This window comes from Dawidia soli (assembly GCF_018598185.1).
GTDB classification, from domain to species: domain Bacteria; phylum Bacteroidota; class Bacteroidia; order Cytophagales; family Cyclobacteriaceae; genus Ohtaekwangia; species Ohtaekwangia soli.
Window position 1 is genome coordinate 22610 of record NZ_JAHESC010000017.1, and the last position, 23044, is coordinate 45653.

Sequence of the window (23044 nt, forward strand, 5' to 3'; positions counted from 1 at the left end):
AACCGATCTCATTAATTTTACGCTAATTTTCGTGCCATCCGTTTAAAACTTTGTTTAAACTGTGCATCATATTACCCATTCCGGCGTCTTTACTGTAATGCGCACGGCGTGACTGGCCTTGTCGTCCAGCAGGTTTATATAGTGGCCCTCCTGGCGCACATTGTCTACCCATACTTCGATCTCTTCGCCCCCTGGTACCCGGTCGAGCTGCAGGGTGTAGATCGTGTCGTGGAACCGATATTGCATACTTACAGAAGGCCATTCGGCCGGCAAGCAGGGTGTTATCAGCAGGCGGTCACCCTGGCGTTTTAAACCAAAGAACCACTCAATGATCAGCTGATATACCCAGCCCGCCGAACCTGTGTACCAGGTCCAGCCGCCGCGGCCTTCGTGTGGTGCGACCCCATAAACGTCTGCCGCGATGACATAGGGCTCCGCTTTGTACACCGCAATCTCTTTCGGGTTGCGTCCGTGGTTTAGCGGGTTGATCATGTCGAGCAGCTCCCATGTGCGTTGATGGTCGCCCAATTTCGCAAAGGCCATGATCATCCACACAGCGGCATGTGTATATTGGCCGCCGTTCTCGCGCACACCGGGTACATAGCCTTTTATATAGCCCGGGTCTTTTTCTGACTTGTCAAACGGAGGATCGAGTAGCTGGATCAGGGCACGATCACGCCGTACCAGATCTTTGTTTACGGCTTCCATGGCTGTCTGCGACCGGTCGGGATCGCCTCCTTCCGACAATACGGACCAGCTTTGTGAGATCGAGTCTATACGGCATTCTGTATTGCGTGAGGAGCCGAGCGGTGTGCCATCGTCGTAATACGCCCGCACGTACCAGCCGCCGTCCCACGCGTTGTCGTGTATATTTCGTTTCAATTGCAGCGCCTGGTGTGCGCACTCGCCCGCGAAGGCAGCGTCGTTGCGCGCGCGCGCAAGCGCTTCTGTACGCCTCAACACATCATACAGGAAGAATGCCAGCCATACGCTTTCGCCCTTGCCATGGATCCCTACCATGCTCATGCCGTCGTTCCAATCGCCGGAACCAATGAGGGGCAATCCGTTCGCACCGAATTGCAGGCCTCTGCGCACGGCGCGGCGACAGTGCTCATAGAGGCTTGCGCGTTCGTCGGACACCGCCGGCAGATCATAGTAAGACTCTTCCTGCATGTTCAGCGGGCGGCCTTCCAGGAAGGATACTTCTTCGTCCAGGATGGCGATATCGTCTGTCGCTTCCACGTACCGGCTTACGGCAAAGGGCAGCCACAGGAAGTCGTCGGAGCATTGCGTACGAACCCCGCGGCCCAGCGGCGGGTGCCACCAGTGCTGCACATCGCCTTCGCGGAACTGGCGCGAGGCGGCCAGCAAGATCTGCTGCCGTGTTAGGGCCGGCGCTGCATGTACCAGCGCCAGCACGTCCTGCAGCTGATCGCGGAAGCCGAAGGCACCTCCCGATTGATAGAAGCCGCTTCGACCCCACAGGCGCGAAGACATGACCTGGTATAACAGCCAGCCATTGGTCAATATATTCAGTGCACTGCTGGGCGTTTGGATGCTGACCGATGACAACGTGTGATTCCAATATTGATGTACGCGTGCCAGCGCCTCCCGTGCCGCTTTAGCCCCCTTGAATCTGCGAACGGTTTCTGTTGCTTCAAACATGGTACGGCCGCCGCCGAGTCGGAAAACGATTTCCTGCTCGGCACCATCTTCCAGTTCCAACGGCACCTGTATCGCGGCGCAAGGATCGAGACCGGCACCTGCTTTCCCGGACAGGTATTGGCGGCGCATGGCGTCAGGTTGTTGCAACGTACCGTTCCGGCCCAGGAATTCCTGTCTGTCGGTGGTATAGGTATAGGTTGAAGCGTCTACGTCCAGGAATGCTGCATAGTTGGAGAATTCCGTACTGTAGGCATTTTTAGCGATGATTGCGCGTGTTGTCACATCCTGTTCTGCGACGACGTGCAGGAGTGATTTCTCCCGCAGATCGGCCAGTACCCACTCGACATAGGCGGTGGCACTCAGTTTGCGGGAACGTCCGGATATGTTCCGGATCTTTAACGTTGTAAATTTCACGGACGCTTCCCGGTCGACATAAATCCATACTTCGGTGCTTACGCCATCGTACTGGTGTTCAAACACCGTATACCCAAAGCCGTGGCGTGTGGTGTATACCGGGCCGGCCGTAGCGGGCTGTGGTGTGGGTGACCAGTAGCGACCTGTGTCTTCGTCGCGTATGTAGAACGCTTCACCGGCGCGGCCGGTAACCGCATCGTTATACCAGGGTGTAAGCCGGTATTCGTGCGCATTTTCTATCCAGGTGTACGACGGGCCGCTTTCGGTCACGACCGTGCCAAAGTGATTGTTCGCGATAACGTTGATCCAGGGCAGGGGCGTGTGCGTGTCCGAGCTGGTGCGGATCACGTATTCGCGTCCGTCGGCGGTAAAGCCGCCGTGGCCGTTGAAGAACTGCAACGGCGGCGCCTCCGTTGTTTCCTCCGCCACGGCGGGCGGGCCGGGCCGGGCCTGCAAATACGCAATGCCAGGCTTTGGCAACGAGCGGCGTTTGATCTGCTCGGCCAGACTTCCGCGCGTGTCGGATATGATCACGCGGGCGATCGTTTGGAGCAGCACCCAATCTTCTCCCGACACCTGGTCGGCCGAGCGGATAAATATTCCACCCTGGCGCCCGGAGTTCATCCCGACGCCGGCGGCGATCAGGCTTTGTATCTGATCTTGCAATACCTGGCGGTATCCGGTGTGGTCTTCGTTTAAGATCACCAGGTCCACGGCCAGGCCTTTTAGTTGCCAGTATGCATGAGCTTGTACCATCTGCCGGGCGAGTGCCACGTTGGTGGAATCTGACAGACGAAGTAATACGATCGGCAGGTCGCCCGATATAGCGTATGCCCACAACGCCGACTGGCCGCGTTGGTTTCGCACCTGCACGGTGCGGCTGGCACGCAGCGTGGGGTTGGCATAGATTACGGCGCTGGCCAGGCGCCCGAATAATTGGGCATCGCCTTCGGTGGCGTTGATCTGCCGTAGCACTACCTGGCTATGCGTCCATGACAACTCAAATGCACGGTCGCGCAGGTACGGGTCCTGGTACTTGTCTACGAGGATTTTTATCTCTTCGCGTGTCCTGGCCATGCCGGTGACGATATCGAAGGTGACGTTTTCTCCGGGTGGCAATGTGATGCGGTATTGTACCGATACAACGGGGTCTAAAACAGACCCTTGCGAGTTACTCAACGGTTCGTGCATGCGCATCACCCGCGGGTTGGCCAGGGTGTGGCCGCGTCCGATAAATTTGTCGCGGTCGGTTTCGTAGGCTACGGTATCGATGCCTTGCCCGATCACCTTCATCATGTGCAGCATCCACGGTGGCTGCTCGTCGTGGCTGCGCGCGCGGCGCGTAGCCAGTATGGCATGCTGCGACTCTTCGATGGATGTCTGCACAAACAGGTTGCTAAAAGCGGGATGGGCGGCATCGGCAATGGGTGCCGCCAGGACTACTTCGGCATAGCTCGTGACCTCTATACGGCGTTTGCGACCGGACCGGTTTATTATATGTATGCGGCGGATCTCGATATCGTCCTCGGGCGATACGATGATCTCTGTATGGGTTTCGATGTCGAGGTCACGGCGGCGGTATTCTACGCGCCCCTGCGAGAACACAGCTTCGTAACGTTCGGCGGGCCGCAATACGGGTTGATGGGCTGTCGACCAACAGGCATCACGATCCAGGTCGCGGATATAGCAGAACATGCCCCAGTTGTCGCAGGTAGTGTCTTCACGCCAGCGAGTCACGGCTACCTCTTTCCAACGGCTGTAGCCTCCGCCGGCGTTCGTGAGCATAACGTGGTACCGGCCGTTCGAAAGCAGCTGCACTTCAGGCACCGGCGTGTCCGCCGTGTTGATAACGCGCATTTCGGGTACGGCCGGTGTGAGTGTAACTTCCTGCATTTCGGTCGCCGCCGAGTAGAAGCTCGTGGTGCGCGGTACCCGCTCCTGCAGCAGCAACAATACCGTCTGGCATTGCGGATCCGCTTCGAACCTTTTTTGCATGGGCTGGTCGAGCAGTACATAGGCCAGCGACAGCAGGCCCATGCCCTGGTGGTGGGCCATGAAGGTTTGGATCAGTACCCGCGATTGTCCGCGGGGCAGGCGCGCGGGAGTATAATCCGCAGCTTCGAAGAACCCGTACTGGCCTTCAAAGCCCTGGTCGCGCAGTGTAGCCAGGTTGTTGTACGCTTCTTCGGGGGCTACCATCAGCGCCATGACGGTGGCATAGGGTGCAATGACGAGGTCGTCGCCGAGGCCGCGTTTAAAACCCAGGCCCGGTACACCAAAGGCCCTGTATTGATACGTGAGATGTGCGTCTACTACGTTATAGCACGATTCTGATATACCCCAGGGTACATTGTGCTGGCGGCCGTACTCTATCTGTCGTTGTACGGTGCCGCGCATGGTCTCGTCGAGCAGGGTGTTGTGGTAGCTCGGCATGACCAGCATTGGCATGAGGTATTCGAACATCGAGCCGCTCCACGACAACAGCACCGGCGTGTGGCCAGCCGTTGTCAGGCGACGCCCCAGTGCAAACCAGCTCTTTTGCGGCAGCTTGCCTTGTGCAATGCCCACGAAAGTAGCCAGGCGTGCTTCGGAAGCCAGCAGGTCGTAATAGCTTGCATCGGCACGGTGGCTTTCGACATTGTAGCCGATGGTCAGCAGGTGTTGTGATCTATCGTACAGGAAATCGTACTCCATGTCGGCCAGGTAGGCACATTGTTCGCCGAGATCGGCGATGCGCGCCAGCTGCCGACGGCTATACGTCGCGGCGGCGTGCAGGGTGGTTCGGAACTGGTCTGCCCACGCCATTTCTTCGGGCGTCAGCATTTTCCCAGACAGTCGTGCGATCTCCTCTTCCACGAGGTGTTCGGCCTGTATAACCTGTGCGAACGTCGGCACGTCCGCCAGTAAGCTCATTTCCTGAAACTTCGCCGGGGGCGGGCCGATGGCTAACCAGGGTGCTACTGCATCCATCTCCGTTAAGAACGTTTGAATTTGTTTGTCAAATACAACGATCCACCGGTGTGTCTCCGTGCGCGCATCGAGCCGATTTAACACTGCCGTTCCCTTTATGCGCACCTGGCTCAGAAGCGTGCGCAGCGCATCCAACGTCAGGAATTCCTTTTGAAGCATTTGTGCAAGCTCCCGGGCAATACTTTGGTATATACCCCGGTGTATTTCGGGAAGCTTTTGCAGTATGATCCGCACGGTATCGTGCAGACCCGCCAGTACGTGCCGCTCGATCACTTTCCGATCGGGCATTTGTAGCAATCCCTGGCGCAGCGTGATCAAATGCCCGGCCAGGTTGCCGCTGTCGACCGTGGACACGTAGCGTGGGTGCAGCACCTGTAAGCTTTGTGTATCGTACCAATTGTAGAAGTGGCCTTTGTAACGTTCCAGGCGGTTGAGGGTTGAGAACGTATGTTCTGTACGTTGCAGAAACTGCGTAGCGGGGATATAACCAAAGTCCACCGCTGTAAGGTTGGCCAGTAGCGACAGGCCTATATTGGTCGGCGACGTACGATGGGCCACCACGGGTATAGGATATTGCTGCAGGTTGTCGGGAGGCAGCCAGTTGTCTGGTTCCGCCACAAGATCTTCAAAGAAGGCCCACGTCTTGCGTGCCAGCTCACGCAGGGTGTCCTGGCGCTCCGCGCTCAGCTCGCCGGAAACCGTCGGCAGGGGTTGGTTCAACCACCAGACGATGGCCGGTGCCAGCGCCCACACCAACAGGAACGGCGCCGCCGCTACCCATGCCGTGGGGTTCCAATGCAGGATGGCTGCGCTCGTGGCGAAGGCAACCAGCGGCGAAATGAACATGGAGAGGTACGTTTCCGGAAGTGTTTCCGGGCGGCCGCTTTGCATAAAGCCCGAGGGGTTCCATTCGAGCAACCGCCGGCGGCTGATCATCATGCGCCATCCGGTGCGCACAATGGCGTCAAGACTGATCAGGGCTTCGTATGGCAGGCATACGATGGTAAAGGCTGCCTGTGCCAGCGTGTGGTAGGTGCTACGTATGTTGTTTATGAGGTGCTGGCGGAGTTTGATCTCCGCAGGTTTATGCATCAGGCCCCACGCCGATACCGCCAGGGCCGGGAATACGATGACGCCCGTTACGCATACGGTCCAAAACCAGGTTGCCGGCAAGACCAGCCATGCGAGCAGATAGAAGACCATCATGGCTATTGGTACAACGCTGCGGCGCAGGTTGTCGAATATCTTCCAGCGTGCGAGGGCGTTCAGTGGGTTGCCGATGAACCGCCCCTTGGCGTCGGGGATCCATGGCAACGACCAGCTTCCTATCTGCCAGTCACCGCGGATCCAGCGATGTCGCCGGCTGACGTCTACGCTGTAACGCGACGGATATTCTTCATAGAACTGTACGTCGCTTGCGTAGCCACACCGGGTGTAGGAGCCTTCCAGCAAGTCATGGCTGAGAATACGGTTTTCGGGGAAGCGGTTGTTTAACACCTTCTCGAAGGTGTCGACATGGTAGATGCCTTTTCCAATAAACGACCCTTCATTGAAGACGTCCTGGTATACATCCGACACCATTTTGGTATAGGGGTCGATGCCGGAGTCGTTTTCATGCATGCGCGTATACCGCGTGCGTGTGGCGCCGTGTAAGCTGATAGCAATGCGGGGCTGGATGATGCTATAGCCTTGTACCACGCGGCGCTTCTTGTCGCTGTACTGGGGTTGGTTTAACGGGTGCGCCATCGTGCCTACCAGGCTCCATCCGGCGTCGCGCGGCAATTGGGTATCGGTATCCAGGGTGATGACATATTGTACGGTCTTATAAAGATACTCCTCCCCGACAATCACAGAGAATCTGTTCTTCGCTCCGCCGCGCAACAGTTGATTGAGCTCCGAGAGCTTGCCCCGCTTGCGCTCGTATCCCATCCATACTTTCTCCACGGAGTTCCACAAGCGGGGGCGGTGAAAGAGAAAGAAGGTATCGTTGACATCCCGGTTATATTTTTTATTGAGGGCGATGACGCCGTCCCGGGCGATCTGTACCAGCAGTGGGTCGGCGGGCAGGTTTTGTTGGTCGGAATCTTTTAAGTCCGTCAGAAGTCCGAAGAGTAAATTGGGGTCACGGTTGGCCAGGTAGCGTACCTCGAGGTCCTCCAGCAACTTCTCGACCTGGCGCGGATTGACCAATAGCGTGGGGACCACGACCAGGGTTCGGTTCTCTTCGGGTATCCCTCCCGAAAAGTCCATTTTGGGCAACTGACAGGGTTTGACGGATAGTGTTGACAGCCAGTTGACGATGGCGAGCGCAATCTGACTGGCACATACCAATGCGACAATACCCGTTACCAGCCACCATCCCCACGCAACGTTACGGGAGAACCCGCCTTCTACTCCTATTGCCATCACCAGCAGGGTCAACGCGGTGGTTCCGATCACATACCAGGCGTAGCGGCGCCGTGCGGTCCAGCGACGCATGCCTTCGGCAGCGGTCAGCCTGATGCGCACGGCGGCTTCGGTCTTCTTTACTCCTTCTCCTATCAGGTAATACCCGACGTGCAACGTCCGTACGTCGCGTGTGCCCCCGGCGTGTTCCTTTGCGAATTCGAGCGCGATGCGCGCCACTTCGTATTCGGCGGCGCCGCTTTGTTTGGCAATTCGCTCTACGGTATGGCGATATTGATCACGGGTGTGAAAATCCATGTTGGCGTATACCGCCGCGGGGTCGGCACGCAAAGTCTGTTCCACCATACTCATGGTTTCGACAAACTCGCGCCAGTCGGTCTTTACCAGGAAGCGCAGGCTGCTGATGCTGTTGCTCATCGATACCTGGTCGGCGGCTTGTTTTTGGTTTTCCTCCTGCACCAGCGCGTTGATGGTCTGTCCGCTCTCGGAAAGGTTTTGCTCGATCCACGAGGCCGGCAGCGTCAGGTCCGGTCCTTTCCATTGCAGCTTGCGTGTAAACGCCGCCACAAAGGCGCTGACCATCGGCGGGTTGGAACGGGCCATGTCGGCGATGTCGAGCACCAGATCTTTGGGATGTTTCTCGGCCGTCTCCAGAATGCGCTGGGCCCAGTCGTTGGCGAGGTCTTCGTCTGCACGGTCGATGGCGATGCGTGCCGCAACGCGGCTGAGGTTTTCGAGTAACGCCAGGCGCAGCATGATCGGTACGGCCCACAGCTCGCCCAATGTCAGGTAGCTGAGCTTCTGATAGGCGGCGATGAAGCTGCTGAGGCTGTGCATGTCCACATGGCCGTCGCTGTGCGCGATGATCTCGATCGCGATGTCGTATACCCGGGGCAGGCCGGCAGACTTGCCTTTTTCCAGCCGCGGTAAACCTTTGCTGTAGCCCTTGGGCAGGTGGCGTTTGGCCAGGCGTATCTGTTCTTCGATGAGATAGAAGTTGTCGAGCAGCCACTCCCCTGCCGGCGTTATGATCTTCTTTTCTTTAACGGCGTCCTGTAACAGCCGGGTTACCTGGAATAACACGTCTTCGTTCACGGCCAGGCGGCCCAGCAACAGCTCGGGAGTTTTGTTGCCTGTGAGTTTGTGCGTGCCTGCCAGAAATTGTGCGTGCTGATCCATTTGCTCCGCGCTGAAAAGCTCCGATCGCAAGGGCGGCTTTTCGTTTACATCCTGACGGTTAATACCGTCTCGCTGCAGGTACTGGCGCAACTGGGAGAAAAACTCTTCGATGGACGTTGTATTTACCTTCATGGATACAGGGCTTAGGGATCGTGGGTATGGTTTTCCCGGATAGATATGTAGAGAATAAGCGTTCCAGCGCCGGATATGACCAGTATGGGGAAAGTCGTCTACAGTGTGCTGATTCGCGTAAACACAATGACCATGAAGGAAGATATCAAACAGAAAACTGAAGCGTTCTTCGGGGAATATGAAGATCGGTTCAATCGGGGACTGTCCGGGAAGCCTGATGTTGAGGGCACGGCTGCCGCTTTCGCGGACAGCTTTATCGAATCAAGCCCCGCGGGTGTGCATGCAGGGAAGAACGGGGATGAATTTCGCAAGGCGATCCCACAGGGGATCGAGTTCTATAAAAGTATTGGAACGCGATCCATGAACGTTAAGAAGCTGGACGTAACGCTCATCGATGACTTCCACGTGATGGCCCGGGTTCACTGGGATTCGCGGTATCGGCAAGAGGGGCGTGACGTGGCGATCGAGTTTGACGTGGTGTATTTTCTAAGAGACTTTGACGGAGGGTTGAAGATCTTTGCATATGTCACGGGCGATGAGCAAAAAGTTTTGGAACAATACGGTTTAGTCTCGAAGAATACGACGCCCCAGGAGGTTTGACATCGAGATCCTTACTTCGTAAAACAAAAAGAGGCTACCGGTAGGCAGCCTCTTTTGTTCTTATTGCTTTTTACGTTCTTATTTCTTGACGATCGTGAATTCTACTCGGCGGTTGTTGGCGCGGCCGGCATCGGTGTCGTTGGTATCGATGGGCTTGGATTCGCCGTAGCCGTGCGCGGTCAGACGGAAGCTTTCGATGCCCTGGCTCACCAGATAATCTACCACGGATTGCGAGCGGCCTTGTGACAGGTTGGCGTTGTAATCGTCGGAGCCTTTGCTGTCGGTGTGGCCTGCGATTTCGATCTCTACGGTCGCATTTTGTTTCAGGAAGTCGGCTACTTTGTTCAGCTCGGTGAAGGACTCTTTCTTCAACGTTGTTTTATCGAAGTCGAAGTATATATTTTTCAGGCGTACGGTGACGCCGATCTCGATCGGTTCGAGGTACAGGTCGCGGGTAGCCGGCGAGAGCTCTTCGCTTTCCAACTGTACGCTGTCGGTGGCATTGAGATACCCTTCGGCGTTGGCACTCAGCATGTACCAGCCGAGCCTGGGCACTTCTTTTTCGAAGGCGCCTTTCTCCGCCGGTACTTTAAAGGTGGTCTTGCGGTCCTGGCGCAGGGTCACGTCTACTCTTGCGGCGATCAGCTTTTCGGTTTTCTTATCGTATACATTTCCCATCACGATCAGTTTCTTCGCTACGGGTTTTAACAAAATTTCCACGAATAGGGTAGTGTCGGCCGTTAATACCGGAAGCTTCAGTGATTGTTCTTTCGGTAAAAATCCTTCCGCGGAAGCGGCCACAGTAATGGCTTGTGTTTCGGGCAATTTGGTTTCGAATTTGCCTGTAGTGTTTGATTTCAGCTTCAGGGGTTCTTTTTCCTTGATCTTGACATCCAAGGCGGCGACGATGGGATCCTGTGTTTTTTCGTTTAACACTACGCCCGTAAGGTTTACCGTGAATGTCTTGGGTACGAGCTGGTATAAGTCGAGCTGCGCTCCTTCCAGGGCCTTGTTGGCGCGGCTGGTAAAGATATTTCCTTCGCGGTCGATGGTGAAGTAAAAGTCGAGGGCGTTGGTGTTGATAGGCTTGCCCATGTTTACGGGATCCGACCATTTTTTCCAGGTGTCGTCCAGGCGTGTCGTTTTATAAATATCGACGCCGCCCTGACGCCCGGGTGCCTGGCGCGCGCTACCGAAGTATAAGGTCTTCTGGTCGGGGCTGATGAAAGGGCCCACTTCGTCGGTGGTGGTGCTGAGGCCCATTTTTTCCGGCCGCGACCAGCTGCCATCGGGTTGCGCATGGCTCAGGTACAGGTCGCTCAGCTGGGCGTTATCTTTCTCGCTGAAGTATAGTATCATGAACTTTTGATCGGCAGACATGCTGGCACCATAAAAGCGCCCTTTGTTCATAGACTTAAAGTCTTTTACGTCCAGCTCTTTCAGTGAGCCGTTGGAGACGATGGAGAATCCTTTTTCACCTTTCGAGCGGCCACCGCGAATGAAGAGGCTTCCATCGTCGAACACGGTAAAGACCTGGTTGGAGGGATGGATGTTATACGGGTTGCCCAAGTGTTCCGCTACGCCCCACACGCCATTCGCATCTTTTTTAGAGACCCAGATATCCTGGGAGTCGTCTTTTCCGAATGTGTTGTCGGGGTGGTTCTGCACAAAGAAATAGAGGGTATTGCCATCGGGCGAAACTACCGGTGCTGCTTCGTGACGGAAGGTGTTTACATTCTTGTCCATTTTCACGAGCTCATACCGCAGCATGGATTGCTGCTGCGCACGAGCACAGAACGTAAGCGACACCAGGAATAAAAGTAATAACGATCTCATAGCGTAGAGGTTAGATATTAGGGAGTAAAGTTAAGACAATAACAGGAATGGCCACACACAAAAAAACCGGGATAAACCCGGCTTCATCGAACGAAAAGTATGTTCTGTTATCTTCCGACAATTTTTACACCTCCCAGCACCAGCACGATCAGGATGATCACCAGGGCAATCGTGTTAAAGAGGAAGAGTCTTTTATGCTTGGCGGCGGGGTCGGTCATGCGCTTGGATGTCGAGCGGGCAATCGTGATCAGCACGACGGCCACCAGCATCCCCGTGATGTGCTCGGCCGTGAAGTAGCGGTAGTAGTCCGTCATGGCCTCGGGGCCGAAGTTTACGCGAGGGCTGACAAAGTAGAGGAACAGGCCCAGCAGCAATTGGATGTGCGTGAAGATGAGCAGAAACAGGCTGAGCAAGTTGTCGCCCTTGGCAAAAGGACGCTTGTTGATCAGGCCCATCAGCGATTTCACGATCACGACGATCAACAGCAACAGCACCAGGTAGCGGACGCCGGAATGTGCCTCTAAAAGAATTTTATAAAGCATAAAAGTTGAATTTTGGCCCAAATTAGCACAGCCGGGCCAAAGTTCCGAACCCTGGGAGGCTTCTTTGGTGCCGGTAAAAAGCTATCTTTGAATAAAGGCGTTCACCCTAACCCCTACCGCATGAACCGACCTGTGTCTTTCCTGTTGTTTTCAGGCTTGCTGCTGCTTTTTTTGGTCTTTCCGGCCGCTGCGCAGAAGCTCACCCTCGCCTGGCAAACCGACACGGTGTTCCGAGTGCCTGAATCTGTTCTGATCGATCCTTCCCGCAAAGTTTGTTACGTTTCCAATATCGACGGTGCCGCTGGTGAAAAGGATGGCAAGGGATTTATCTCGAAAATATCGCCGGAGGGCAAAATCCTGAGCCTGCAGTGGGTCACCGGTCTTGATGCGCCCAAGGGCATGGGCCTTGTTGGCCCCCATCTATATGTAGCGGATCTTTTTCAGGTGGTTGTGATCGATGTGGCCGCCGGCAAGATCGTACGCCGCATCGATGTGCCGGATTCCAAATTCCTGAATGACATTACGGTAGGCAAAGGCAACGCCGTGTACGTTTCTGACTCCGGCACGGGCAGGATCCACGTGATCCGGGATAACAAAGCGACGTTGTATTTTGAAAGCCCGCTTTTCCAGCGCATCAACGGGTTACTTGCCCATCCGGCGGGTATTTATGTGGCCGATGTCGGCAACGGCGTGCTCTACTGTCTGAAGGAGGGGAAAGAACTGGTAAAGATCTCGGACGTGGCGACGGGCGGAAATGACGGTATCGTGCCGGTGGGCAACCAGGAATTTATCGTGTCCTGCTGGCCCGGCGAGGTGTATTTTGTCGATGCCCAGGGAAAATCGCATCCAATGCTGGACACGCGGGAGCAAAAACTGAACTGCGCCGACGTCGACTATGACCCCACCCGAAAATGGCTATATATTCCGACATTTTTTGGCAACCGCATCATGACCTATACGTTTCAAAAATGATTCTATATCTTTAAGCAATTTTTACGAACATGGATTCCTTCAACACGCCTACAGTTCCTTCCGTCGATCAGGTGCTGGCCGAACAACAACGTTACATGGTAAAAGTTTATGGCTGGATGAGCCTCGGGCTGATCCTGACCGGACTGGTCGCCTGGTATACCGCTTCTTCCGAAGCGTTGCTCAATTTTATTTTCGGCACGAAGTGGATGTTCTTCGGCCTGATCATTTTAGAATTGATTTCCGTGGGCATCCTGGTGAGCATGATCAACCGCATGTCCGCCAACCTGGCTACGGCTGTGTTCTTTATCTATGCGGTACTGAACGGGCTCACCCTCTCGTGTATCTTTATTGTTTACACAACGTCGTCGATCGCCTCAACATTCTTCGTTACAGCGGGTACTTTCGCCGTCATGAGCATCTACGGTTATTACACCAAGACCGATCTGAGCAAATGGGGTAACCTCCTGTTCATGGGACTCATCGGATTGATCATTGCTTCGGTGGCGAACTGGTTTATGAAAAGCGAAACGCTGTATTGGATCACGACATACGCCGGTGTATTGATCTTCGTAGGCCTGACCGCATACGACACGCAGAAGATCAAAAACATGAACATCATCGGTAACGAAGGCAGCGATGAAGATCACAAGGAGGCCATCATGGGTGCACTGACCCTGTACCTCGACTTCATCAACCTGTTCCTGTACCTGCTGCGGATCTTCGGTCGTCGCCGATAAGTCGCCTGCGTGCAACCGGTTTTAATACATCAACCTTATAGCCGACGGCACTCCCGTGGGCTATATTTTTTTTCCAGCGTTCTATGAGTAAATTTTTTGTAAAAGAATTGGCCGAGCTGGAGCAAGCCTCCATCATTACGCCCGATACCGCCGAGCGTATTCGCGCGTATTACGCTCAAAAGCCCGGCCTTGCGGCAAACCGTCTGGTGATCGTATTTGGCATCCTGGGTGCGTTGCTGACGGGCCTGGGCGTTATCCTCATCATCGCCCACAACTGGGATGTGCTCGGCAAGGTACCAAAGCTGGCGCTGGCGCTGCTGCCGTTGTTGCTGGGGCAGGCGGCCTGTGCTTTTACGCTGATTAAGAAAGCCGAAAGCACGGCGTGGCGCGAGGGTGCCGCTACGTTCCTCTTTTTATCTATCGGTGCTGCGATCGCCATTGTGAGCCAGGTGTACCAGATCGACGGCTCGCTGGGAGGATTTCTGCTGATCTGGATGTTATTGGCTTTTCCGATCCAGTATATCCTCCGATCGTCCGTTGCGTCCCTGCTATTGCTCGGTGGCATCACGTGGTATGCCTGCGACATCGCTTACTTTGATCGGTCCAACGGTGTTGCCTGGTGGTATCTTGCGCTGCTGGTGTTGTCGTTCCCTTACTATTACCGGTTATACCGCGATCACAGCGGAAGCAATTTCTTTGCTTTTCATGCCTGGCTTCTGCCCCTGTCATTGCTTTGTGCGCTGGGCATGTTCAACCATCTCTTTTCGACTACTGCCGATGAAGAGCTGACTGCTTTATTATATATCAACCTCATGAGCTTGCTGGTGCTGGTGGGGCATTTTGAAAAACTTCGCCAACGCCGGTTGATCGTCAACGGTTTTCTGGTCTGCGGAAGCCTGGGCACCATCGGTATGCTGTTGTTTTTCACGTTCGAAGATTTCTGGGAAAGTGTGTCGCGGTTAGGCATGGCGGAAACCCTGGACGTCCGTGTAGCGGCTCCGTATTGGATCTCCCTCCTGCTCACCCTGGCCTTGTTGGTGTATATGCTGTATCGCTATCGTGGCACCGCGATCAATGCCAAGGTTTCGGCCTTTGCCGTTGTCCTGGCACTTTTTCTTCTCGGATTTACGCAACCGGACGTCAGCCGAATATTGGCCAACGTTGCCGTCTTTGTTTTCGGTGTGTTCACCATTCGTGACGGAGCACAACAGAACAAGCTGAGTATTCTGAACTACGGCCTGCTCATTGTCGCATTGCTGATCGTGTGTCGTTTTTTCGATACCGACATGAGTTTTATAGCCCGGGGGCTGTTGTTCATCGCCGTAGGCGTGGGCTTCTTTGTTGCCAATCTGCGCGTGCTGCGCAACCGGCGTAACGCATAATATTTACGGATCATACCATGCAAAAAACATTGATCATCGTTGCCTTTGTTGCCATGTGCATCGCGCAGTGGTTTATTCCCTTTAACACGATCCTTCATCAGGAGACGATCTTATCGGAGGGCCGGTTATTTAAATTGCGGACGGAACCGATCGACCCGAGTGACCCTTTCCGGGGAAAATATATCACGCTGCGTTTTGCGGAAGATGAAGTGGCGGTAACCGACCCGCAGGCGTGGCAGGATCATGAGTATATGTATATTACGCTGGCGGACTCGGCCGGCTATGGTCGTGTTTCACGGGCCTCGCTCTATGAACAGGAAGGTGACGACTGCATCAAGGTGCGGATCTCGTACGTGTATGAAGGAAATCCGGGAGCGGTCGTATTTGAGTATCCTTTTGAACGCTTTTATCTGGAGGAATCAAAGGCTTCAGCAGCTGAACGACTGTATTGGGAATCACGCTCGGACTCGACACAGCAGGTGTACGCCGTGATCCGTGTGCGCAACGGGCAGGCGGCGTTGGAGAATGTCATGATCAACGAGCGGCCTATTGCTGATATCGTGCGCGCGCTGAACGAAAAGCCGGAGTAACGAACCGTTCATCCGGTACAGGCTGGTATTGGTAAGTCTCTGTTCGGCTGAAGAAGCCGATGTTCTATCTTTGTTCCTTTATATCTATCCATGAAAAAATACGTACTTCTGTTTTTGTCGGGCATGACCTTCGGCCTGACACAATGTTCTGATAAGCCGGGGCAATCCACGACGTTCGACGGCCCGGTGATCACCTCTGAAAAACAAGCATTCGGTGTCGACACGGTAGCAACCGGGTTGGAAAACCCGTGGGGTATTGCATTCCTTCCGGACGGACGCATCCTGGTGACCGAACGCAAGGGCGAGATCCGCATCATCCAGGACGGGAAGCTGCTGGAGGAAAAGATTGAAAATGTTCCCGCTGTCTATGCTAACGGGCAAGGCGGTTTGCTTGATATCGTTGCACACCCCGATTATTCCAATAATGGCTGGATCTATTTAAGCTACGCAAAGCCGGGTGAAGGCGGGGGTGGCACCACCATCGCCCGCACCAAGCTGGAAGGCAACGCATTTACGGATTACCACGAGCTGTTCTCGGCGCAGCCGTTTGCCAACTCCGATGTGCACTTTGGATCGCGCATCGTGTTTGACGGCAAAGGGCACATCTTCTTTTCATCCGGCGAGCGCGGTACAAAAATGAACGCGCAGAAGCTCAGCAACCACCTGGGCAAAGTATTGCGGTTGAATGAAGACGGCACGGTGCCGACGGATAATCCCTTCGTGGGGATTGACAGTGCCCGATCGGAGATCTGGAGCTATGGGCACCGTAATCCGCAGGGCCTGGTGTACGATGCCGCCACGGAAACGCTGTGGGACGTCGAACATGGACCGAAGGGCGGTGACGAACTCAACAAGGTGGAGAAAGGCAGGAATTATGGTTGGCCCGTCATTACCTATGGTATAAACTACGACGGTACGCCGATCACGGATATTACCGCGAAGGAAGGAATGGAACAGCCGGTACATTATTGGGTGCCGTCTATTGCGACGTGCGGTCTCGTGCGAGTAAGCGGTGAGAAATACCCGGGTTGGAAAGGGAATTTCCTGGTAGGTGCATTGGCGCTGACGCATGTGCACCGCGTGGAAGTGAGCGCGGAGAACAAGTCGGTGCACGATGAGAAGCTGCTGGATAAAATCGGAAGGGTGCGCGCGGTGGTGCAGTCGGCGGATGGATTTTTGTATGTGGCGACGGAGAGTCCGGGAATGATTTTGAAGATTATTCCGCAGTAGTTGTATATAGTAAGCCAGGTCTGCGACCTGGCTTTTTAATACCCCTGCGGGTCAACTGCAGTCACAGACTGCATACCGTTTCAGGCACAAGTCACCGCTTCGCTCAGACTTGCGCCAGATGCTTGGCGCACCGTTGTATTACATACCCATCATCACAAAGGCGCCCCAATAATACGGGTCTTTGTACTTTGTCATCAACTGCAGCTGGGCTTGCTTGAAGGCTTTTTGTTTGTTGCCCAGTTTGATCCACTGCGTATAGAAGTTGCTCATCAGCATTTGTGTGGCGGCATCGTCTACTTTCCAGAGGCTCATGATAAGCGCTTCGGCACCGGCCACCAGGAAGGCACGCTGCAGGCCGTACACACCCTCTCCTGCCTTTACGTCGCCAAGGCCGGTCTCACAGGCGCTCAGCACTACCAGGCCGGTACCGTCCAGGTTCAGGTTCATCGCTTCGTAGGCGGTCAGAACGCCGTTGTCGTTGCTCTCCAGGTCCGGCATGCGTGTACCGCTGGCGGTGCCAGAGGCTCCTGCCAGCAGCAGCCCCGAGCGCAGCAACGGATTGTTGCCGGCGTTTTCCAGTTGCACGCCAAAGGCGTTGCCGGTTTGCTCCACATCCTGCAGGAAGTAGCCGTGTGTGGCGACGTGCAGCAGCGTGGGCGCTTTTACCGCCTTGAGGTTCTTTTCCGTAGCGGTCTTCTGCATGTATTGTGTTACCTGGTATGCAGAGGCTTTTAATACTTTGTTGACGTTGTCTATCTCGACTTTCGTACCCGGCAGCGGCGCAATGTCGCCTGCGCCATAGTCGGGAAAGCCCAGCAGTGTCGCATTCTTTTTATTGGCGCGGGGCTTGCGGGCTTTCAGGGCGATCAGGTCTTTGGAATTTCCCAGCACCACGACGTCGTAGCGATTGACGACGTAGTCCCCCCCGGGCTTTTTGAGCGTATTCAGGTTCAGTTGATTGTATGCGCCGTCAAGCGAAACATATAGCAGCTTTTTGCCCGTCAGCGCGGGTTCGATGCGCGCCCAGAATTGATCGTACGAGTAGTCGTCGGCATTGTGCGTCTGGATAGCATTGCGATAAAATTTGGCATAGCGGGTGTCGAGCTGTTGGCCGTTCTCCAGTACCACCAGGGTAGGCGACGCGGCGCCCCGGGTCAATATCAATGCTAAATAGCGTGCGTCGGCAGCAAATTTCTGATCGAACTTCTGCACGCGTACAATCTCTACCACAGCCTCGGCATCGGTCAACTGACCGGCCAGCTGGCCGAACGTGATCTTCTGTGCGGTATAGCCCGACGAGAAGTCTGCCGAGCGTTGCGACAGACTGCGTTCCATGGCATTGGCGGCACGCTCTAACGAGTCGAGGTTGATCTTCTGCAGTTTCAACTCGTCCTTCGAGTAGGCATAGAGACGTGCGAGCGTTTCTTTTTGATCCAGCCAGGTAACGTAGTCGCCGATCAGCACGGGGTCTTTGCTGGCGAAGATCGTTTGTTTCACCTTGTTGGTCGAGTTGAGCAGCAGCGCTTTGGTGGCGATGCGGTAATCGAACAACGCCGCTACCACCTGTGGATTTTCAGGACTGGCTTCGACCGCAAAGTTATAGAACCGCTGAAAGCGCGGCGACAGCACATCCCAGTACTTGGTCTTTTCGGCTTCGCTCATCGGCGGGAAGTATTTGCTGACGAAGTCGAGCGATTTGTCCATCGCCTCGCGATACATCGTAAAGGCTTTGTCCCATACCTTTTGTTTCCAGTAGAGTATCGCCAGGTCTTCCTGCGACTGCACGTACAGCGGGTGGCTCTTGCCCAGCGTTGTTTCGCGTACGCTCAGCGCCTTTTCGAGCAGCGGCCCGGCTTCGCTATACCGGCCTCTGTACCGGTAGAAGTTGCCCTGGTCGCTCACGGCCCGGGCATACGCCGGGCTCTCCTCGGTGAGCTTTGATCTATAGATCGCCGCCGAGCGCTTCAGCAGGTCTTCCACGTTGTCTTCCTTGCCCATGACCATGTACAGCGCGGCCTGGTTGTTGAGCATGGCCGCATAGTCGGGGTTGTTCTTGCCCAGCCGTTTTTCCATGCCGGTATAGATCGTTTCGGCTTCGGTATATTTCCCCATCTGCTGGTATAACAAGGCGAGGTTGGCCAGAAAGCGCAGGTTATTTTTGGATCTGGTGCCCTGGATCTTTTCGGCTATCGCGACAGCTTCCTTCAATTTCTTCTCGGCTTCTTCCAGGCGGCCGATGGTTTGAAACAGCATGGCCTGGTTATTCAGCACGATGGCATGTTGCATGGCCGCCTGCAGGTTGTTGGCGTTGATGACCGCCTCTGCGGCTTCCAGGTCCTTCTCGGCTTCGTTATAGCGGGCCAGGTTATACTTCAATACGCCGTAGTTGTTTTTTGATGCTGCCACGCTCAGGTTATCCGCACCGAACCTGGCCACGCGCATGTCGAGGGCTTCGGCGGTGGCGCCTTCGGCTTGCGTGAAGCGGCCCATGGTATTGTAGAGCAGGCCCTGGTCTGACAACGTTTTGATATAGCCGATATCTTCGCGCAGGCCGGCTTTTTCGTAGGCACCTTTGGCGGCGGTGAATTTGGCTTCCGCCATTTTGAACTTACCGTTGGCGTACCACACCTCGCCCATCTCGCGGTGGAAGCGTGCTTTTTCGGCATCGCTCAGCTCATCGTTTTTGAGATAGGATGAGCCCAGGCCCACGACAGACGTAAAGCGGGCGGCACTTTCACCTTTTTCCTTGAGATCGAACAGACCGGAGTTGTCGCTGACGAGTATGGCGTAGTCAAAGTCGGTGGAGTCGAATTCGGCGCGCGCCTTCTCCATGTCCTTGATCACGATGGTGGCTACCTTGTCGCGATTTTCCTTGGTGTTCAGTTTCTTGCCCGTGTCGACTGCGGCCTTTTGGAGGTCTTTCAGCAGTTGGGCATTCAGGGTAAACGGAAGGGAGAGACACAGGAGGGTTATCCAGCCAAGTTTCATAGACGGGTCTTTTGGGAGACCAAATTTACAAAAGTCTTGTCGCTATCAATTAAAAAAAACAGGCCGTTCCTCACCGAGGAACGGCCTATTTTGAATACCCCCACGGTTATGTAGGGTTAAAAGCTGTCACTTTCGCGATAGGCCTTGATCAACGCCAGCTCGCCTTCCTTGCCGCTTTTGGCGTTGCCATGCTCCATGCCCATGATGCCGCGGTAGCCACGGTCGTGGATGTATTTGAAAATGTTCTTATAGTTGATCTCGCCCGTGGTGGGCTCGTTGCGTCCCGGGTTGTCGCCGATCTGGAAATAGGCGATCTCGTCCCAACATTTCTCGATGTTCGGTATGATGTTGCCTTCGTTGCGCTGCATGTGGTATATATCATACAGGATCTTGCACGACGGACTGTCTACCGCTTTGCAGATCTCATAGGTCTGGTCGGAGTACCGCAGGAAGAGCTCGGGGGTGTCGCTGAGTGGTTCCAGTACCATGATGAGGCCACCCTGTTCCAGGATCTCGGCGCCGCGGCGCAGGGCATCCACGACGTTGGCGGTTTGAATGCCGATGGGCAGGCGGCGTTCGTAGAAGCCCGGCACGACGGTGGCCCACTTGGCGTTGACGCGCTTGGCCAGCTCGACAGAGCGTTTGCAGGTATCGATAAAGGCGTCTTTAAATTCCTGCTTGCCGGAGGTCAGTGATATTTTCCAGTTGTTGCCGGTGTCGACCACAAACACGCCCATGGTCATGCCGAGTTTGGCGAGGGTTGCGCCGATCTTGTCTTGTTGCTCTTTCGGGCGGCCCAGCATGCCGTTGTCTTCAATGCCGCGAAAGCCCTGATCGTGCATGAACTTGATCTGGTCCACGAAGTCCTTTCCGCCGTGGTTGGCGAACATGCCGTCGTGGGGAGCATAGTTGAGCTTGAACGGTTTTTCGGCAGGAGCCGTGTCGCGCGCGGTGGCGGCGGTTGCCAGGGCGCCGCCGAGCGTTACGGTAGAGGCGGCAGCGGCCAGGCTTTTGCTTAAAAAGTTTCTGCGTTTCATGGTTATCGGGGTTTAGAGGCCGGGTCGTTTTGGTACAAGGTAAAAATTCTCTCCTTATTCCCCTAGCCTCGTTATCTTCGCACCCACATGAAACTCTACGTCAACATTGCCCGCGCCGTGATCGAGGCCCTGGACCTGATCTTCGGACAAGGCAAGTACGCCGACAAGGTGATCGAAAAGGTATTAAAGCAAAATCCGAAGTGGGGCGCCCGTGACCGGCGGTTCATTGCCGAGACCACGTACGACATCGTGCGCTGGTACCGGCTGCTGCAGACCCTGACCGACACCCCCTCGAACGACTATTGGTCCATGCTGGGCTGCTGGTGCATTCTGCACAACGTGCCCCTGCCTGACTGGGAGGAGTTCCAACACCTGAAACCTGAAAAGATCCAACAGCGGCTCGAGAAGTTCAAGCAGATCCGCCGCATTTATGAATCCGTGCCCGACTGGCTCGATACACTCGGCGAGCAGGAGCTTGGCTCCCGCTGGGACAGCGAGCTGCATGCCCTCAACGAAGAAGCAGAGGTTGTGCTGCGCACCAATACGCTCAAGACCTCTGCCCGCGCGCTGAAGGCGCTGTTGCTGGAAGACAACGTAGAGACTGCGACGCTGGCGGAGGCACCGGACGCCCTGGTGCTGGAACGTCGGCAGAATGTGTTCCGGCTGCCGGCCTTTAAACAAGGCCTTTTCGAAGTGCAGGACGCCGCGTCACAGCTCATCGCGCCGTTCATGCGCCTGGAGCCCGGCATGCGCGTGATCGATGCCTGCGCCGGCGCGGGTGGCAAGACGCTGCACATCGCGTCGCTGCTCCAGAACAAAGGACGCATCCTGGCCATGGACACGGAGGAATGGAAACTCGACGAGCTCAAAAAACGCGCCCGCCGGGCAGAAGCGAGTAATATCGAGACCCGCGTGATCGAATCGTCCAAGACGGTCAAGCGCCTGGAGAAATCAGCGGACAGGCTACTGCTCGATGTACCCTGCTCGGGCCTGGGTGTCTTAAAACGCAACCCCGACGCCAAGTGGAAACTCTCGCCGGAGTTTGTTCAGAACGTGCGCGAGCTGCAGCAGCACATCATCAACGACTATTGCGAGATGCTCAAGCCCGGCGGCCTGATGGTATACTCTACGTGCAGCATCATGCCGTCTGAAAATGAAGAGCAGGTAAAAAAATTCCTGGCCACGCAAAACGGCCGTTTCGACCTGTTGGAGGAAGCGCACGCCTGGCCGTCAGGAGGATTTGACGGATTTTATATGGCCCTGCTGCGCCGTCTCTCCTAGCGATACGCCCACATGCGGCGTTGGCATAGATGAACGGTTGCAGACGGAGGCGGGTTTCTCTATATTGAGGCCTCTAACCCTTTTTACCGACGTGAAACATACGCCCTTCCGCCTGCTGTACTGCACCGTGCTGACCCTTGTCCTGGCTTTTTCCTGTATCTTTACTATCGCTCCCGCGCAAGAATTTTTGGCGTATGAGCAGGCCGTGCCCGGCTCGTCGGTAAAGTTCAAGATGATCCCGATCCAGGGCGGCAGCTTTACGCTGGGCAGTGCGGCGGCCGAAACCGGGCGCGAAGAAGACGAAGGCCCGCAAAAGAAAGTAGAGGTCTCGGCATTCTGGATGGAGGAGCACGAAGTGACGTTTGCCGAATGGGACGCTTTCTTCAAGAACATGGATGTGCCGCAGACAAAGGCCATCGACGTTGACGCCGTGTCGCGTCCCACCGCGCAGTATATCGACCTGACGTGGGGCATGGGCCGTGAGCCCCAGCACCCGGCCAACAGCATGAGCCAGCAGGCGTGCATCATGTATTGCAAGTGGCTCTATGCCAAGACCGGGATCTTTTACCGCCTGCCGACAGAGGCTGAATGGGAGTATGCCTGCCGCGCGGGCACGACAACGGCCTATAGCTTTGGCAACGACGCCCGGCAGCTGCCGGAGCATGGTTACTTCGCCGGCAACAGCGGTGGCAAATATCACCTGGTAAAACAACTGAAGCCCAATGCGTGGGGGTTGTACGACATGCACGGCAACCTGAGCGAGTGGACGCAGGACCAATACGATGCCGCTGCTTATAACGCGTTGGCCGACGGTGTAAAAGATCCCACCGTGGCACCGGCTTCGCGATACCCGCGAGCGGCCCGGGGTGGCTCCTACGTGGACGACGCCAGCGTGCTGCGCACGGCCAACCGCATTCCGTCCAATGCCGCGTGGAACAAACGCGACCCCCAGATCCCGAAAAGCCGCTGGTGGTTGACCGACGGCATGTATATGGGTTTCCGCATCGTACGTCCGCTGGCGCAGCCTACGGCGGCGGAAGCGGATGCGTTTTACGCGTCGTACCTGAAATAACAGGGCAACGT

The 23044-nt window shown here is 55.6% G+C and carries 13 protein-coding genes; 8 read left to right on the forward strand and 5 right to left on the reverse strand.

The features are described from left to right. Positions 1-66: 66 nt before the first annotated feature. The gene (locus tag KK078_RS13020) at positions 67-8766 is read right to left on the reverse strand and encodes a GH36-type glycosyl hydrolase domain-containing protein (RefSeq protein WP_254090716.1); all 8700 of its coding nucleotides are present in this window, start codon (positions 8764-8766) and stop codon (positions 67-69) included. Between the two features lie 132 nt (positions 8767-8898). On the opposite strand from KK078_RS13020, the gene KK078_RS13025 reads away from it, so the two are divergent. After that, positions 8899-9366, forward strand: coding sequence for a hypothetical protein (locus tag KK078_RS13025; protein ID WP_254090717.1), 468 nt, complete (start codon positions 8899-8901; stop codon positions 9364-9366). Between the two features lie 78 nt (positions 9367-9444). Here the strand turns inward: KK078_RS13025 and KK078_RS13030 are convergent, their stop codons facing one another. Continuing rightward, the gene (locus KK078_RS13030; protein WP_254090718.1) at positions 9445-11202 is read right to left on the reverse strand and encodes an OmpA family protein; all 1758 of its coding nucleotides are present in this window, start codon (positions 11200-11202) and stop codon (positions 9445-9447) included. A 107-nt stretch (positions 11203-11309) separates the two neighbouring features. After that, positions 11310-11744, reverse strand: a complete 435-nt coding sequence (locus KK078_RS13035) for a cytochrome B (protein ID WP_254090719.1) — start codon at positions 11742-11744, stop codon at positions 11310-11312. 120 nt (positions 11745-11864) lie between these two features. Between KK078_RS13035 and KK078_RS13040 the strand changes: the two genes are divergently transcribed. The 5 genes from KK078_RS13040 to KK078_RS13060 all read left to right on the forward strand — a co-directional run bounded on the left by KK078_RS13040 (position 11865) and on the right by KK078_RS13060 (position 16655). Then, positions 11865-12716 (forward strand): ATP/GTP-binding protein, encoded by an 852-nt coding sequence (locus KK078_RS13040; RefSeq protein WP_254090720.1) that lies wholly within the window; start codon positions 11865-11867, stop codon positions 12714-12716. Between the two features lie 29 nt (positions 12717-12745). After that, on the forward strand, positions 12746-13453 hold the full coding sequence (locus tag KK078_RS13045; protein ID WP_254090721.1) for a Bax inhibitor-1/YccA family protein: 708 nt from the start codon (positions 12746-12748) through the stop codon (positions 13451-13453). 83 nt (positions 13454-13536) lie between these two features. Continuing rightward, positions 13537-14835 carry a DUF2157 domain-containing protein gene (locus KK078_RS13050; protein ID WP_254090722.1) on the forward strand — a complete coding sequence of 433 codons (1299 nt, stop codon included), beginning with the start codon at positions 13537-13539 and terminating at the stop codon, positions 14833-14835. A gap of 17 nt (positions 14836-14852) precedes the next feature. Next, positions 14853-15425 (forward strand): GDYXXLXY domain-containing protein, encoded by a 573-nt coding sequence (locus tag KK078_RS13055; RefSeq protein ID WP_254090723.1) that lies wholly within the window; start codon positions 14853-14855, stop codon positions 15423-15425. Positions 15426-15515: 90 nt separating this feature from the next. Then, on the forward strand, positions 15516-16655 hold the full coding sequence (locus tag KK078_RS13060) for a PQQ-dependent sugar dehydrogenase (protein ID WP_254090724.1): 1140 nt from the start codon (positions 15516-15518) through the stop codon (positions 16653-16655). 138 nt (positions 16656-16793) lie between these two features. Here KK078_RS13060 and KK078_RS13065 read toward each other — a convergent pair whose 3' ends face one another. Both KK078_RS13065 and KK078_RS13070 read right to left on the reverse strand, forming a co-directional pair. Next, positions 16794-19643 carry a CHAT domain-containing tetratricopeptide repeat protein gene (locus tag KK078_RS13065; protein WP_254090725.1) on the reverse strand — a complete coding sequence of 950 codons (2850 nt, stop codon included), beginning with the start codon at positions 19641-19643 and terminating at the stop codon, positions 16794-16796. 116 nt (positions 19644-19759) lie between these two features. Beyond that, complete coding sequence (locus KK078_RS13070) at positions 19760-20680, reverse strand: hydroxypyruvate isomerase family protein (RefSeq protein WP_254090726.1); 921 nt, start codon at positions 20678-20680, stop codon at positions 19760-19762. Positions 20681-20767: 87 nt separating this feature from the next. Here KK078_RS13070 and KK078_RS13075 point away from each other — a divergent pair, with 87 nt between their 5' ends. Further along, entirely contained in the window at positions 20768-21961 is a 1194-nt protein-coding gene (locus KK078_RS13075) for an RsmB/NOP family class I SAM-dependent RNA methyltransferase (protein ID WP_254090727.1), read from the forward strand. 91 nt (positions 21962-22052) lie between these two features. After that, positions 22053-23033: a formylglycine-generating enzyme family protein gene (locus KK078_RS13080; RefSeq protein WP_254090728.1), complete on the forward strand. Its 981-nt coding sequence runs from the start codon at positions 22053-22055 to the stop codon at positions 23031-23033. Positions 23034-23044: the final 11 nt, after the last annotated feature.